Raw genomic sequence first — 13,554 nt, 5'->3', positions numbered from 1 at the left:
GGCTCGACGATGCCCGTACTGACGCCCGCTCGGCCGCGCCGCCCCGGATCCGCGCCGCCGTCCGGCCGATTGACCCTGGTGAGGCGGGCTGCGCACCGATCGTTTCCGGCACGCAGACCGCCCGATGCCAGCCAAGAGGAGGCTTCGTGAACGGATCCAGGGACCGGGAAAAGCGCGACCTCAAGCCTCTGGTGATCGCGCTCGCCGTCTTGGGGCTCGTCTTCGCCGGGGCCATCGCGGGCTACTGGACTTGGCAGACCGGCAGCCAGCAGCACACCGCCTCGCAACAGAGCGACGGATCGGCGATCGCGGTCCCGAAGTGATCGGCTGACCGACAGCGCTGCCCCGGTCGGCGATCGTGCCGCCGGCCCGGGGAAGCTGCCGGCCGCCCGGACCGCGGCGGTGGCCCCCAGCCCGAGACGCCGGAGCCCGGCCCGGCGTGGGGGATCGTTGTCCCGGCGTGACATTCCGCGCCTCACGGTGTTGGCGCTGTGAGGCGAGGCGCGCGGCGGCAATGGTCAGCGATCCCGAAGGCAGCGACATCGAGATCGAAGCCAACCAGGGTTTCGAGAGCGTCTGGAGCCGCGCGCAGTTTCTCCTGCAGGTGGTGATCGGCGCCGTCGTCTGCGCCGGCCTGCTGGGGATGTTCGGTAACGGCTGGATGTCGACGTCGACGCGCCATTTCTCCGGCATGCCGCTCGCCGTCACCTATCAGCGCCTGATGCGCGCCAACGCTCCGGCCGACCTGATCGTGGCGATCACCGGGCGCCTGCCCGGCGACGTCCTCGAGCTGGGCGTCGGGTCCGAGCTTCTCGACCGCGCCTCGATCGGGAGCACGCGGCCCGGCGCGGCCGCGATCAGCGCGACGGCGAAGGGGGAGACCTTCACCTTCCGCCTCGGCCCCGACCATGCCGGACACATCACGCTGAAGCTCTCGGTCCGCCGGCCAGGGCCGGTCGGGATGACACTCCTGGCCAACGGTGAGCGGCTGGAGCTGCCACTGTTCGTCTATCCCTGAGCCCCGGCCGACACGTCAGGAAGCCATGGACATCGTCCTGCGCACCGCCCTCATGTACCTCGTCGTCCTGATCCTTCTGCGGATCACGACGCGTCGGATCATGCGTTCGGCCACGCCGCTCGACATGGTGGTCATCTTCTTCTTCGGCGGGATCGCGACGCCGCCGATCCTGGGTGACGACCGGTCGATCACGGGCGCCCTCCTGGCGGCCTGCACGCTCGCGGGCCTCCACACCATGCTGTCTCACCTAAAGCGCGTCTGGCCGGTGGTCGGGATGATAACGGAGGGAAATCCCGTGGTCGTCTTCGCGAACGGCGACTGGGACCGGACCGCGTTGCGGCGCATGCGCGTCGACCCGCGCGACGTGATGGCCGAGATGCGCCAGCAGGGGATCTCGCGCATCGACGACGTGCAGTCGGCGATCGTGGAGCACAGCGGGGCGATCACGGTGGTGCCCAAGCGGTAGGGCGCGGCGATCGCGGGCGGGCCCGCTGCCCGCGGGCCGATCATCGGGTGGTGACCGCGGGCGAGGCGGGGCCCGGCTCGGTTCCGGCTTGGCCCCGCGCCGGCGGCCGCCGGGCTGCGGGTCCGGCCGGTACCGTCATCGCTGCCGAGGCCCGCGCGACTGCGCCGGCGGATCGGCAGTATCGAGACGGATCTTAAAGAAAAGCTCCTCCAATACCGGCAATCAAGGCAGTCTGTGACACCCGACCTTGAGCGGCATCAGGTATTCGGGCGGCGCCGACGGAGGTCGGCTCAGCCAAGACCTGGAGATGCGTTGATGCTCAAATCTCTTGCCGCCGCGTCGCTGCTCGCCGTCGGGATCGCCGCGCCGGCCGCGGCGCTGCCGTTCGCGGGCTCGCCGCTCCCCGCCGCGCAGGACGGACTGCTCCAGCACGTCTACGGCGGATGCGGGCCCTACGGCCATCGCGGGCCGTATGGCGGGTGCCGCTCCGGCGGTCAGTGGGGCGGGTATGTCGGTCGTGCCTGCCCGCGCGGCTTCCACCTCGGTCGCGGCGGGCGGCGCTGCTGGCCGAACCGCTACTGGTAGCGGCGCCCCAGGCACCTGTGGCGCGGCCGCGACACGGGCCGACGAACCCCTGTGGACGGCGCGGACTGCCCCCGATCCGTCAAGGTTCAGGGGTGAGCGTGGCGTCCTCGCTCCCGACCCGGCCGTGCCATGTTCGCCAGCTCCCACGCCTTCGTTCTCGACCATCGCGAGCGCCTCGCCGTGCTCGTCTCCTCGGCCCTGTTCCTGGCCGGCGCGCTCCCGCTGTTCTGGGCGATCGGCTGATCGCCGCCGCCTTCCGCCCCGGAACGCAGAAACACCCCGGGAGCGCGCTCCCAGGGTGCTGCCGACCTCGCGGCCAGTTTGATCGGGCTGGGGATGCGAAGGTCAACCGGACGGCTGCACTTCGGCGGCGGCGCGCGATGAGGCGGACCAGCGCCCCCTCGCCCGCCGCCGCGTCTCCCGGCTCGGAAGCCGGGAGCGACGCGGCCCGATCTCAGTAGGAGCCGAACTTGTAGTTCAGGCCGGCGCGGACGACGGCGAACTCGGTCTTGGCGGCGGCGCCGTTGAGGTAGGCGGTGCCGTTCGGGGGCAGGAGGTTGCCGTAGAACACGCCGCCGGCCGAGTTCTTCTGGCGGTCGAGGCTGACGTACAGGCCTTCGACCTTGAGCGTCACGGCCGAGGAGCGGAAGAAGTTCAGGAACGAGTCGGTCGGCAGGGCGTACTCGACACCGCCGCCGGCGGCCCAGCCGGTGCGGAAGCTGTCGCGGAAGCGGTTGCCGGAGAAGTTCTGGTCGTCCTGGCCCGAGCCGTAGGCGAAGCCGCCGGTGCCGTACACGAGGGTGCGGTCGAAGGCGTAGCCGAGGCGGCCGCGCACCGTGCCGAAGTAGTCGAGGCCGTTGCCGCTGGTGGCGACGAAGGCGGGCGGGTTGCTGAAGGCGACGCCGGGGAAGCCCAGGAAGCTGTAGTTCTGGGTGGCGTTGGCGCGGCGGGCGAAGTCGACGTACTGGGCGTCGGCCTCGAAGCCGATCACGACGCCGGAGCCCGGGGTGAACTGGTAGTTGTAGCCGATCTGGGCGCCGCCCGAGAAGCCGTCGTTGTTGTTGCGGTTGCTGACGCTGACGACGCCGGCGGTGCCGGGGGAGTTGATCAGCGAGCCGCCCGGCAGGGCGTAGCTGGTGGTGTTGCGGCTGTTGGCGTCGAAGCCGTAGCCGGCGTTCACGCCGACGTAGAAGCCGGTCCAGGTGAACACCGGCACCGGGGTGAACACCGGCGGCGGCGCGGCGCGGCGCGGCAGGTCGGCGGCGGACGCCGCGGCGGTCAGGGCGGTGAAGGCGGTCAGCGAGGCGAGAAGCTTGGTCATCACGGGCGATCCGGGTTTCGATCTGGTGATAAGACTACCGGGATCTGAGCAAAATAGCTGTAGTTTTACGGACACACGGCGCGATCATGTCGGAGAAAACATAGTAAATGTTCGATTAACTTCAGTCGGGTCAATTAAATACTGGTGAAGTTCTGGCGAGGTGCCCGGAGACGTCTGGATCCTGCGGCGACCGAGTCGGCCCGTGGCGGTGCCGTGCACCGACGGCCCGAGGGCGACGCGCCGACATTTCTGAACTCGAGGGAGGGCAGGGCCACCGTGGCCGCCCGGGCAAGTCCGGCCTGAACGCGCCGAGGGCAGCGGCGCGGGCTGCGCCGCGGACCATCCGGGCGCAGCCCGCGACGGATCGATCCCGCCGTGCCGCGGGATCGAGGGCCGTCCGGCGCAGTGGCGTCGGTGGGGGGCGCCGGGCCGGCTCGCGGCCGCGGGGACCCGTTCGGTGATCCCCGCGCCCGGGACCGCGCTAACCCGTCTGGTCGCGCCGGGTGATGTGCTTGACCAACTCGGCCAGCTTCTCTTCGGCCCTCTTCAGCGCCACGCGCGAACCGTGTCCAGGCGGCGTTCCGTCGGCGGCCTCGCGAAGCTTCGCGATGGTGCCCTGGGTGTCCTCAACCTCGGCATCGAGCGCGGCACGCTCACCGGATCTATCGATGGCCATATCGATCCTCCAGGTGTTCTGCCCCTGGCGGCCGCCAGGGCGCCAAGCCCTGAGGTAGGCGGCGTTCCGACGGTGACGAGCCCTGCGGCCGGGGCCGGCGCCCCCGTCGCCGACGCGTCGCCGACTGTGCGCCGCGGCACCCCGAGGCGTGATCCCGGCGCCCTCGCCCGGCGTTCTCCCGGCAGATCCACCGGAGACGGCAGCCATGCTGATCCTCAATCCCCTGACCGGCCAGACGGTCGACGTGCGCGTGCCCCGGCCCCAGCCCAGGAAGGCGTGAGTCCGCCGGGAGCGGGTGCCTCGCGGAGGCGGCCCCCGGGCCGAGCGCGCCGCGGCTTGCCCGTCCCGCCCCGCCGGCGAGAGGCCGGACCGCGCGACGGCTCACACGGAGCGCGGGGGGCGTCGCGCCAGCCGCTCGGCCTCCGCCTGCCACGCGTCGCGCTCGGCCTGAAGCGCCTCGATGCGGGCGTGGAGGTGACCGGCATCGATGGCGGTCTCCATCAGCATGTCCTGCGCGGTGGCGAGCTGCTGGCGCAGCTCGGCGTTCTCGGTCGCGAGCGCGAGGAGCAGGGCCGCCACGTCGTCGCTCATCCAGGCCCCTGCGCCGCCACCGAGCCGGCGCGTGTAGACCTGCCGCGACCGGGCCACAACCGCCCCTCGGACGCCCGCGGACCGATCCCCGTCCCGGTCCGGCCCGCCCGGTCGAACGGCTGCCGCGCGTCAGGAGGCGCCCGCGTCGGACAGGAGACGCCCGACGTAGTGGCGTCCGACCGACTCGATGACGGGCGCGAACATGCTGACCATCCAGGGCACCAGCGCCTCGATCTCGAGCGCGTCATCCGCCACCTGGATCGCGACGCGCGCCCTCTGCCCGTAGCCGCTGCCCGAGAAGACGCGGCGATTGCCGACCCAGTCCTCGGCCTCGACCTGGATCTTCTCTGCCTCCAGGCGACGGAAGGCCCAGTCCATGTGCAGGTCGATGCGGCGGCGAACCTCGGCGGCCCCGAGGTCGTGCGGGACAGTGATGGTCAGGCGCTTCGGCACCGGGATCTCCTCGCGAGCGGAGCCCGTGGGGTGCGGCCGGAGGGTTAACGGTCGGTGATCGGCGCCGGGGAACCGCGCCCCGCCCGATCCCTGCACCGGGCAGGCGCCGTCGCGGTCTCAGTACCGGACGTTGCGGACGCCGCCCCCGCCGCCCACGACACTCCGGATGACCTCCTTGGTCGACGGGCTGATCCCGCCATCGCCGCGCAGCCGGCGCCCGTCCGCCCGCTCGAGGCGCGCGACGTCGTCGGAGCACCGATCCAGCGCGGAGCGGACCTTGGACGAGAGCGGCCCGCCGCCTCGCGCCTGGGCGCCGCCCATCTCGAACCGCAGGCAGGAGGCCAGGTAGCCTTTGAGGTCGTCGAACGCGGCGGCCTGGGCCCCCGATGTCAGGACGACGAAGAGCAGGGCGGATCGGGCGAGCATCACGCGCTCCGGGGAAAGCGGTCCGCGCCGACAACGCGCGAGCCGGGCGTTGGTCCCCGAGGCGGCGTCTCGCGGCCGCCGGGGCTTCCCGCCGCGGCCGGATCCGGGAAAGCCGGGGGCCTCGGGCCCCGGCAGGATCGCGCTGCCGACGCCGCGCTCAGCCGCTGCGGCGCGGCGCCTGGGCGGCGTCGCGCCGCTGATCCTGGGTGCCCCGACACTGCACGTATTCCGGCGTTCCCGGCTCGGCGCCGTAGCTCCGGCAGATCGCGTCGTCCTTCGCGGCGATGTCCGCCTCGCTCATGAAGAGTTCGCCGCGGCCGGGCCGGTTGGCCGCGTTGCAGGCCGTCAGGGCTGTGGCCGCGATCGCCAGAATGATGATGTGCTTCATGGAACTCCTCGCCGCCGATCAGCACCACAGCGGCGAGACGCTGTCGATGACGCCGCCGCGGCATCCACAGGCCGGCGGTCGACATGGTTATCCAAGGATGGCCAGAGGGTTAGCGCGGCGCCCCGCCTCGTCCGCGGCCGCCGCCCGATCGCGCCGGCCCCGCACGAAGCCCCGGTCCGCGAAGCGTCCGCCGGCTCGGCGGCGTTCTCGATCCTTTCGGGGCACGGCCCGCGCCGGCTGTCCGCCGCACGGGCTCGGAAGTGTCCGGGCCTGATTGTCCGGGCCTGAGTGTCCGGGCCTGAGTGTCGGGCATGCAAGCGTAACGCCGTCGTGACCGGCAGCCCCTGCGTGGCCGGCATGTCGTGCCGCCAGTGCAGCCGCGGCGCAACGCCGGCTAAGCATCCGCCCCTGCATCCTCCCAAGGCAGACCCACCTTCAGCCCCGCCGGCAGCGCCGCGCGGGGCCTTTTCGTGCGCCTGCCTGGGCATCGGCGCCGCGCCCGCGGGCGAGACCCTGCGCGCCGGGAACGAGGATGGGCGGCGTCGGAAACCCTGCCCGCGCTCCCGCGTTCGGGCACGGAGGCCCGTGCGTGAGGCACAATCAGGGCCGAGATGCCAGGGAGCACATGATGCGTCATGCCCTCTTCGCCATCTTCGCGCTGGTCGCAGCATCGCCGAGTTCGGCGCAAACCAGCACCGGTCCCGCACCGATCCGGCAGCCTGGGCCGCCCCAGCAGGTGACGCCGGGCACGCCGGCCGGAACCGTCGTCGTTCCCGGCGGCAGCCGGAACAGTGGTCCGGGCAGCACCGCCGTCGTCGCGCCCACCGGCACGGGGGCCACGACCCTAACGACGGACTCGGCTGCGGGCGGGAATGCCGGCCAGCCGGAGCGCGGCGTTCCCCAGGTCGGCAAGGGGAGCGGGGACGGCGGCGGCGGCAGCTGATCGCCGACCCGCGTCCCGGGACATCAGGCCGGGTCGATCTCTCGCGGCGAGCCCGGCGAGTGCGCGGGATCGGGCGTCGCGGCCGAGATCGGAGGCCACAGTCACGGCGCGGGTCCGCGGGTCGGCGGCCCGCGGCGGCCTAGAACGGCCACGGCTCCTCCTGCGGCTCCGGTGCCGGTGCCGGCGCCGTCCGCTCGCCCGGCGCCACCAGGCCCACGATCTCGTCGAGCGGCTGCGTCACCCGGATGGTCCGTCCCGCCGCGGTGATGAAGGTCTCGTTGCGCATCAGGTCCGTGTCGCTCAGCGCCTGGACGCTGGTGACGCGCAGCAGGTGGCGGCAGCCGTCGCCGTCCTGCACCTCGAGGAAGTTCCCGACCCGCCGAACCGCCGACATGGCGCTCTCCCGCCCCGCTGGTGATCTGCGGCCTAGCCGCCCTGCAGGCTCTCGGCGAAGTCGTCGGGGATCTCGCCCCACTGGCCGAGGATGGTGATGCCCTCCAGCTCGCCGGTCTCATCGTCGGCCACCACCTTCAGCGCCGCCGCGCCCGGCATCCGCTTGGCCAGGTTCTCGGCCTTCTTCACCGCTCCGCTCTCGGTCTGCGCCGGCTCCTGCCGGGCCGGCCGCAGCCGCTTCCGGTGCACCTCGAAGGGCTGCACCACGAACGCCGTCTTCATCGCCATCGTCGCCCCACACCCCGGTTTGTCACAGGTTCTCCACCGATCGCGCGCGCCGGCCAAGACCGCGCCGCGACAGGTGTTTTCGAGCCGTATTCACATTCGTCCACCGGTCCGGAAGAAACTTCTCGCCCGCAGATTGTGCCCGGCTCGCCCGCATACTCTGTTCCATTTTCGTTCTATCACGGCGATGCCGCGGGCGCACCTCTCGCGGATCGATGCGCGGCCGGTCCCGAAGCCCCGACGCCGTCCGCGTGCGACCGGGCCGGCGCCGCGTCCGACCGCCCTCGCCCGCTGACGACTGCCGGATGCGGGCGGGAACCGCTCGGCCGGCTCATACCAAGGTATGTCGCCGACCCGCCTCGGTATAAATGTCGGGCGCAGTCCCGGTCGCTACCCTTTCCGTCATTCAGCAGCACACACGGAGAGGTGTCATGACGGATCACGCGAAGGGCGTTGCCCTGATCACGGGCGCGTCGGGCGGTATCGGTGCGGTCTATGCCGAACGGCTCGCCGCGCGCGGCTACGATCTCATCCTGACCGCCAGGAACAGGGATCGCCTGGAGGCGGTCGCGGAGACGGTGCGCGGGGCCTCCGGCCGCACCGTCGAGGCGGTCGCGGCGGACATGGCCGACGGACCGGGCCTCCGGCGCGTCGAGGACAGGCTCCGGGGCGACGCGGCGATCACCCTGCTGGTCAACAATGCCGGCTTCGGCTCGGCGGCCCCGATGCTCCAGGCGGATCCGGACGCGATGGAGCGCATGATCGGCGTGAACGTCACGGCCGTGACGCGCCTCGCCTGCGCGGCGGCGCCGGCCTTCGTCGCGCGGGGGCACGGGGCGATCATCAACGTCGCCTCGACCGTCGCCCTCAATCCCGAGCTGCTCAACGGCGTCTACGGGGCGAGCAAGGCTTACGTCCTGGCCTTCACCCAGTCGCTGCAGCACGAGCTCGCTCCCAAGGGGGTGCGGATCCAGGCGGTCCTGCCCGGCGCCACGGCGACGGAGTTCTGGAACGTGGCCGGCGTCGGCGGCCACCGGAACCTCCCGGCCAGCATCGTCATGACGCCGGCCGACCTGGTCGCGGCCGCGCTGGCCGGGTTCGATGCCGGCGAGGTCATCACGATCCCGCCCCTGGAGAACGGCGACGCTTGGTCCGCGCTGGACGCCGCGCGCCTCGAACTCGCCGCCCAGCTCGGCGCGGCGATTCCGGCGAGCCGGTACCGGGTCGCGCGCGCCGCGGCGGCCTGAAGATTCTCGCGGTGGCGGCCCGGCCGGAGTGCCCCTGCCCGTTCCCCGCGGCGGATCGGTCAGGTCCGGGCGAGCGGCAGGCACACCGGGAGCCGGGCGCCCGGCGCGGGCGCGTCGATCGAACTCCCGTCGGCCGCCACGATGGTCAAGACGAGGCCGGGATCGAGGCCCGTTATCGACGCCGTCGATCGTGATCGATCCATCCCGGCAGGTGGTCGGCGCTCACGATCACGTCCGGACGAAGACAGGCCGCCGCCACGGGCATCGGCCCCGAAGGCTGCGGCCCCGAAGGCTGCCCGCGACCGGTCGCGCCTCCGCGGCCGGGGCGGGCGCTGTCGGCCGGGCGGGACGGACGATCGCGCGGCGAGGGGAGGAACTTCGATGATGGGCCGGTCCGGCTCGGTCATACCCGGATTGGGCCGGAATATCCGGTATCCGATCGGACCGATGCCGTAGAGTCGGGGAAACATCTGTGTTCATTCGGCGGACGACGGCATGCGGGCCCCTGCCGGGCCTGTCTCCGGCAGAGATCGCGCGGCCGCACGCGGCCAAGGGCGCACGAGATCTGCGCACCGGCCGGTCGGGACCGGTCTATCATGCCGACGCATGATATCCGGCCGATCGTGATGCCTTTACGTGTTCTGAAGATCTCGGATTCACGGAGGATGTACGATGGACGACCACTACGATGCGCTCGTGATCGGCAGCGGCGAGGGCGGCAAGTTCCTGGCGTGGCATCTGGCCAAGGTCGGGCAGCGGGTCGCGGTGGTCGAGCGCCGCTGGATCGGGGGCTCCTGTCCCAATACCAACTGCCTGCCGAGCAAGAACGAGATCTGGAGCGCCGAGATCGCCCATCTCGCCCGGCACGCCGACCGGTACGGCATCGAGACCGGCCCCGTCGCGGTGGACATGGCCCGGGTGGTCGAGCGCAAGCGGGCAATGGTCCGCGGCCTCGTCGACATGCACCTCGACCGCTACCGCGAGAGCGGCGCGGAGCTCATCATGGGAACGGCCGGCTTCACGGGTCCCAAGGCGGTCACGGTCGCGCTGAACGCGGGCGGGTCGCGCGCGCTGACGGCCGAGCGGGTCTTCCTCAACCTCGGCACGCGCCCGACCATCCCCGACGTCCCGGGCCTGCGCGACGCACAACCGCTGACGAATATCGAGGCGCTCGAACTCGACGCCGTGCCCGCCCACCTCGTCGTCCTCGGCGGCGGCTACGTGGGCCTCGAGCTGGCGCAGGCCTACCGCCGGTTCGGCAGCCGGGTGACGGTGATCGAGCACGGGCCCCGGATCGCGGGCCGCGAGGATCCGGACGTGGCGTCCGCCCTCGCGCAGCTCCTCGAGGCCGAGGGGCTGAACATCCGCACCGGCACGGAGGTCGTGCGCGTGAGCGGCCGCTCGGGCGAGGCCGTGGCGATCACGGTCCGCGGCGGCGACGGCGAGGCGGTCGTCGCCGCGAGCCACATCCTCGTCGCGGCGGGGCGCGCGCCGAACACCGACGGGATCGGCCTCGACCGCGCGGGGGTGGACCTCACCGAGCGGGGCGTGATCAAGGTCGACGACCGCCTGCGGACGACCGCGCCGGGCGTCTGGGCCATCGGCGAGTGCGCGGGCAGCCCGGCCTTCACCCACGCCTCCGCGGACGATTTCCGCGTGATCCGCGACAATCTCGCGGGGATCCCGCGCTCGACCGCGGGGCGGCTGATGCCCGCCTGCCTGTTCACGGACCCGCCGCTGGCGCGGGTCGGAGCGACCGAGACCGAGGCGCGCGCCCGCGGCGACGCCGTCCGGGTCGCGACGCTGCCGATGGCGGCCGTGCTGCGCACGCGGACGACCGGGCAGACCAGCGGCTTCATGAAGGCCGTGATCGGACCGGACGACCGGATCCTCGGCTTCACGATGCTCGGCGCGGATGCCGGCGAGGTCATGGCCGCGGTCCAGGTCGCGATGCTCGCCGGCCTGACCTACACGGCCTTGCGCGACGCGGTCCTCGCCCACCCGACCACCGCGGAGGGGCTGAACAGCCTGTTCGCGGCCGTGCCCGCCCGCTGAGACTCAGGTGCCCGCGGCGGCGGGCTCGAACGCCGCGCGGCTCTCCCGGCCCGGCTCGGCCGCCGGCAGCTCGACCGCGAAGGTCGCGCCCGGGCCGTCGTTGTTCCGGCCGGTCAGCGTGCCGCCGTGGGACTCGACGATGGTCCGGCAGATCGCGAGCCCGATGCCCATCCCGTCGCGCTTCGTGGTGAAGAACGGGCTGAACAGCTTGGGCAGCTGCTCCGGATCGATGCCGGTGCCGCTGTCGGACACCGCGATCCGAAGCCGACCGGGCGCGGGAGCGCTGAGCGCGATCCGCAGCTCGCGGCGGGTCTCGGGCACCGCCAGCATGGCGTGCAGGCCGTTCGTCACGAGGTTGACCACGACCTGCTGCATCTCGACGCGATCGGCCAGGACACGCGCCTCGGTCGCGGCGATCAGAACCCGCACCGTCGCCCCGGCCGCCAGGATCTCCCGGTCGAGCAGGGCCACGACCTCCGCCAGGAGGGGCTGAAGGTCGACGAGCTCGGGCTGGCTCCGGTCGCGGCGGAGCTGCTCGCGCGTCCGCTGCACGATCCGGCTCGCCCGCATGCCGTCGCGGACGGCGCGCTCGGCCGCCCGCGCGGCCGCCTCGAGATCCGGCGTCTCGCGCCGCAGCCAGCGCAGGCAGGCCTCGGCGCTCATCACCATGGCGCCGATCGGCTGGTTGACCTCGTGGGCGATGGAGGCGGAGATCGCCCCGACGGTCGAGACCCGGCCCGCGCGGGCCAGCTCGGCCTGGGCCGCGAGCAGCGCCTCCTTCGCGCGCTCCCGCTCGGTCACGTCGATCATCGCGCAGGCGACCCGGTCGAACGCCACCGGGTCGTCCGGCAGCGCCACGACGAGGATCACGGTCACCTCCCGCCCGTCGGCGCGAACGAGGCGGCCCTGGGCCTCGAAGCGCCCGCCTCCCCGGTCGATCCGCTGCAGGAGCGGCAGGACGAGGCCGGAGCCCGGCGGCAGGAAGCGGCTCATCGAGCCGAGGACGGCGTCGCGCGATCCGCAGCCGAGGAGCCGCACGGTCGCGTCGTTGACGTCGATCAGCGCGATCTCCCGCGCGCAGGCGGCGGCGAGCGCGGCATCTTCCTGTCCGCGAAGCTCGGTCCCGGGTCTTCCGGCAGCCCGCGCCTCGGCGAGGCGGGCCTGCGCCCCGGAGAGATCGACCTCGCACAGCGCGACGTGGCTCTGCTCGAACAGCGCGCGGTAGCGCCGCTCGCTCCGCGCGAGTGCCCCCAGCGCGCGCTGACGGGCGCTCGTGTCGAAGGCGATCAGGCTGATCCCGCCGGTCAGCGCGAGGTAGAAGCCGACCGCGGTCAGTCCGCTCTGCGCGGCGAGCGCCTGCGCGATCATCGGCGAGAAGGCGCCCCCGATGATGCCGCCGACATTGAACGCCACGGAGGTGCCGGTGTAGCGCACCTGCGGCGGGAACAGGCTCGGCAGCCACGCGCCGAGCGGCCCGTTGACGAAGCCCATCACCCATAGGGCGAAGGCCAGGAAGACGAAGATCGTCGCGAGGGAGCCGCTGCCGAGCATCGGCGCCAGCAGGATCCCCGACACGATGGTCCCGGCGCAGCCGACGATCAGGACGCGGGCCGGGTCGAGCCGGTCGGACAGCCAGCTCGCCACGACGATGGCGGCGGCCATGAACAGGATCGCGCCGAGTTCGACCGTCAGGAACGAGGCCCGGGAATAGCCGAGCGTCGTCGTGCCGTAGCCGAGCGCGAAGGCGGTGGCGGTCCAGAACAGGGAGAAGCAGGCGACGACGCCGAACATCCCGGCGACGACCTGTCCGGCGTGGTGGCGCATCAGCGCGACGAGCGGGACGCGCGGGGGCTGCGCGTCCTTCACGGCGGCGGCGAATTCCTCGGTCTCGCCGAGATTGGTGCGGACCCAGAGACCGAGCCAGACCAGGGGAACGCTGAGCAGGAAGGGGATCCGCCAGCCCCAGTCCGCGAACTGCTCCGCGCTGAGGGTCACGGTCAGGATGAGGAACAGGCCGTTGGCCACGAAGAAGCCGAGGGGCGCCCCGAGCGGCGCGAACATGGCGTAGCGCGCGCGCCAGCCCGGCGGCGCGTTCTCCAGCGCCAGCAGGGCGGCCCCGCTCCACTCGCCGCCGAGCGCCAGCCCCTGCCCGAACCGGAGGAGGCAGAGCAGGACAGGCGCGAGCCAGCCCGCGAGCGCGAAGGTGGGCAGCAATCCGATGGCCGAGGTCGAGAGACCCATCAGCAGGAGCGAGGCGACCAGCGTCGCCTTGCGCCCCACCCGGTCGCCGAAATGCCCGAAGACCGCGCCGCCGATCGGCCGGGCCACGAAGGCCAGGCCGAAGCTCGCGTAGGCGCTGATCAGCTCCGCCGATTGCAGCGCCGCCGGGAAGAACAGCGGCCCGAAGATCAGGCTTGCCGCCGTGGCGTAGATGTAGAAGTCGTAGAACTCGACCGTCGTGCCGATCAGGCTCGCGAGGAGGACGCGCGCCGTCGTCTGCCTGGGACGCGCGTTGCCCACCGCACTCATCTCCGCGCCTCGCTCCGCAGCCTGCCATACGGGTGCGCGGCCGGACGGGGTGGCCGCGAGCCCGGGGGCCGAGACGCGCTGACCTCGCCGGAGGTTGAGCGAGCCCCGGGGACAGTGCAACCGCTCATAGCCACAAGCTTGGCCGCAAGTCGATAGACGCGGCCGGGTGCGGCCCCTG

At 72.7% G+C, this 13,554-nt stretch carries 16 protein-coding genes; 7 read left to right on the top strand and 9 right to left on the bottom strand.

The genetic code is table 11. The features are described from left to right. The first annotated feature begins 146 nt into the window (after nucleotides 1-146). From MOTC310_RS23005 to MOTC310_RS22990, 4 genes are all read left to right on the top strand, one after another. Nucleotides 147-323, top strand: a complete 177-nt coding sequence (locus tag MOTC310_RS23005) for a flagellar basal body-associated FliL family protein (protein ID WP_331291388.1) — start codon at nucleotides 147-149, stop codon at nucleotides 321-323. A 191-nt stretch (nucleotides 324-514) separates the two neighbouring features. Then, complete coding sequence (locus MOTC310_RS23000) at nucleotides 515-1,018, top strand: hypothetical protein (protein WP_331303424.1); 504 nt, start codon at nucleotides 515-517, stop codon at nucleotides 1,016-1,018. 25 nt (nucleotides 1,019-1,043) lie between these two features. Further along, nucleotides 1,044-1,484 (top strand): DUF421 domain-containing protein, encoded by a 441-nt coding sequence (locus MOTC310_RS22995; RefSeq protein WP_331291386.1) that lies wholly within the window; start codon nucleotides 1,044-1,046, stop codon nucleotides 1,482-1,484. 315 nt (nucleotides 1,485-1,799) lie between these two features. Beyond that, complete coding sequence (locus MOTC310_RS22990) at nucleotides 1,800-2,069, top strand: GCG_CRPN prefix-to-repeats domain-containing protein (protein ID WP_331291385.1); 270 nt, start codon at nucleotides 1,800-1,802, stop codon at nucleotides 2,067-2,069. A gap of 454 nt (nucleotides 2,070-2,523) precedes the next feature. Here MOTC310_RS22990 and MOTC310_RS22985 read toward each other — a convergent pair whose 3' ends face one another. From MOTC310_RS22985 to MOTC310_RS22960, 6 genes are all read right to left on the bottom strand, one after another. Then, the gene (locus MOTC310_RS22985) at nucleotides 2,524-3,390 is read right to left on the bottom strand and encodes an outer membrane protein (protein ID WP_331303423.1); all 867 of its coding nucleotides are present in this window, start codon (nucleotides 3,388-3,390) and stop codon (nucleotides 2,524-2,526) included. A 481-nt stretch (nucleotides 3,391-3,871) separates the two neighbouring features. After that, nucleotides 3,872-4,066, bottom strand: coding sequence for a hypothetical protein (locus MOTC310_RS22980; protein WP_331291383.1), 195 nt, complete (start codon nucleotides 4,064-4,066; stop codon nucleotides 3,872-3,874). Nucleotides 4,067-4,447: 381 nt separating this feature from the next. Continuing rightward, the gene (locus MOTC310_RS22975) at nucleotides 4,448-4,657 is read right to left on the bottom strand and encodes a hypothetical protein (protein WP_029359298.1); all 210 of its coding nucleotides are present in this window, start codon (nucleotides 4,655-4,657) and stop codon (nucleotides 4,448-4,450) included. Between the two features lie 129 nt (nucleotides 4,658-4,786). Beyond that, entirely contained in the window at nucleotides 4,787-5,110 is a 324-nt protein-coding gene (locus MOTC310_RS22970) for a polyhydroxyalkanoic acid system family protein (RefSeq protein WP_331303422.1), read from the bottom strand. Between the two features lie 117 nt (nucleotides 5,111-5,227). Further along, nucleotides 5,228-5,536: a hypothetical protein gene (locus MOTC310_RS22965; protein WP_331303421.1), complete on the bottom strand. Its 309-nt coding sequence runs from the start codon at nucleotides 5,534-5,536 to the stop codon at nucleotides 5,228-5,230. A 157-nt stretch (nucleotides 5,537-5,693) separates the two neighbouring features. Next, the gene (locus MOTC310_RS22960) at nucleotides 5,694-5,924 is read right to left on the bottom strand and encodes a hypothetical protein (RefSeq protein ID WP_331303420.1); all 231 of its coding nucleotides are present in this window, start codon (nucleotides 5,922-5,924) and stop codon (nucleotides 5,694-5,696) included. A 625-nt stretch (nucleotides 5,925-6,549) separates the two neighbouring features. Here MOTC310_RS22960 and MOTC310_RS22955 point away from each other — a divergent pair. After that, nucleotides 6,550-6,867, top strand: coding sequence for a hypothetical protein (locus tag MOTC310_RS22955; RefSeq protein ID WP_331291379.1), 318 nt, complete (start codon nucleotides 6,550-6,552; stop codon nucleotides 6,865-6,867). A 139-nt stretch (nucleotides 6,868-7,006) separates the two neighbouring features. Here the strand turns inward: MOTC310_RS22955 and MOTC310_RS22950 are convergent, their stop codons facing one another. Both MOTC310_RS22950 and MOTC310_RS22945 read right to left on the bottom strand, forming a co-directional pair. Continuing rightward, the gene (locus MOTC310_RS22950; protein ID WP_331303419.1) at nucleotides 7,007-7,261 is read right to left on the bottom strand and encodes a hypothetical protein; all 255 of its coding nucleotides are present in this window, start codon (nucleotides 7,259-7,261) and stop codon (nucleotides 7,007-7,009) included. Nucleotides 7,262-7,293: 32 nt separating this feature from the next. Beyond that, complete coding sequence (locus MOTC310_RS22945; protein WP_331303418.1) at nucleotides 7,294-7,548, bottom strand: hypothetical protein; 255 nt, start codon at nucleotides 7,546-7,548, stop codon at nucleotides 7,294-7,296. Nucleotides 7,549-7,976: 428 nt separating this feature from the next. On the opposite strand from MOTC310_RS22945, the gene MOTC310_RS22940 reads away from it, so the two are divergent. Further along, nucleotides 7,977-8,792 carry an SDR family NAD(P)-dependent oxidoreductase gene (locus MOTC310_RS22940; protein ID WP_331303417.1) on the top strand — a complete coding sequence of 272 codons (816 nt, stop codon included), beginning with the start codon at nucleotides 7,977-7,979 and terminating at the stop codon, nucleotides 8,790-8,792. Between the two features lie 672 nt (nucleotides 8,793-9,464). Beyond that, entirely contained in the window at nucleotides 9,465-10,847 is a 1,383-nt protein-coding gene (locus tag MOTC310_RS22935) for a mercuric reductase (protein WP_331303416.1), read from the top strand. A 3-nt stretch (nucleotides 10,848-10,850) separates the two neighbouring features. Here the strand turns inward: MOTC310_RS22935 and MOTC310_RS22930 are convergent, their stop codons facing one another. After that, complete coding sequence (locus MOTC310_RS22930) at nucleotides 10,851-13,376, bottom strand: MFS transporter (RefSeq protein WP_331303415.1); 2,526 nt, start codon at nucleotides 13,374-13,376, stop codon at nucleotides 10,851-10,853. Nucleotides 13,377-13,554 lie beyond the last annotated feature (178 nt).

Origin of the sequence: Methylobacterium oryzae, from assembly GCF_036441375.1 — a bacterium.
Taxonomy (GTDB): Bacteria; Pseudomonadota; Alphaproteobacteria; order Rhizobiales; family Beijerinckiaceae; genus Methylobacterium; species Methylobacterium oryzae_A.
Note: the sequence above shows the minus strand (reverse complement) of the source record. Positions and strands in the feature narration are given on the sequence as shown.

Bases quoted from the DNA above. Each gene is read 5' to 3' on its own strand.
- MOTC310_RS22960 (WP_331303420.1), bottom strand. From the start codon at position 5,924: ATGAAGCACATCATCATTCTGGCGATCGCGGCCACAGCCCTGACGGCC.
- MOTC310_RS22985 (WP_331303423.1), bottom strand. From the start codon at position 3,390: ATGACCAAGCTTCTCGCCTCGCTGACCGCCTTCACCGCCCTGACCGCC.
- MOTC310_RS22995 (WP_331291386.1), top strand. From the start codon at position 1,044: ATGGACATCGTCCTGCGCACCGCCCTCATGTACCTCGTCGTCCTGATC.
- MOTC310_RS23000 (WP_331303424.1), top strand. From the start codon at position 515: ATGGTCAGCGATCCCGAAGGCAGCGACATCGAGATCGAAGCCAACCAG.
- MOTC310_RS22980 (WP_331291383.1), bottom strand. From the start codon at position 4,066: ATGGCCATCGATAGATCCGGTGAGCGTGCCGCGCTCGATGCCGAGGTT.
- MOTC310_RS22965 (WP_331303421.1), bottom strand. From the start codon at position 5,536: ATGCTCGCCCGATCCGCCCTGCTCTTCGTCGTCCTGACATCGGGGGCC.
- MOTC310_RS22955 (WP_331291379.1), top strand. From the start codon at position 6,550: ATGATGCGTCATGCCCTCTTCGCCATCTTCGCGCTGGTCGCAGCATCG.
- MOTC310_RS22945 (WP_331303418.1), bottom strand. From the start codon at position 7,548: ATGGCGATGAAGACGGCGTTCGTGGTGCAGCCCTTCGAGGTGCACCGG.
- MOTC310_RS22935 (WP_331303416.1), top strand. From the start codon at position 9,465: ATGGACGACCACTACGATGCGCTCGTGATCGGCAGCGGCGAGGGCGGC.
- MOTC310_RS22990 (WP_331291385.1), top strand. From the start codon at position 1,800: ATGCTCAAATCTCTTGCCGCCGCGTCGCTGCTCGCCGTCGGGATCGCC.
- MOTC310_RS22975 (WP_029359298.1), bottom strand. From the start codon at position 4,657: ATGAGCGACGACGTGGCGGCCCTGCTCCTCGCGCTCGCGACCGAGAAC.
- MOTC310_RS22930 (WP_331303415.1), bottom strand. From the start codon at position 13,376: ATGAGTGCGGTGGGCAACGCGCGTCCCAGGCAGACGACGGCGCGCGTC.
- MOTC310_RS22940 (WP_331303417.1), top strand. From the start codon at position 7,977: ATGACGGATCACGCGAAGGGCGTTGCCCTGATCACGGGCGCGTCGGGC.
- MOTC310_RS22950 (WP_331303419.1), bottom strand. From the start codon at position 7,261: ATGTCGGCGGTTCGGCGGGTCGGGAACTTCCTCGAGGTGCAGGACGGC.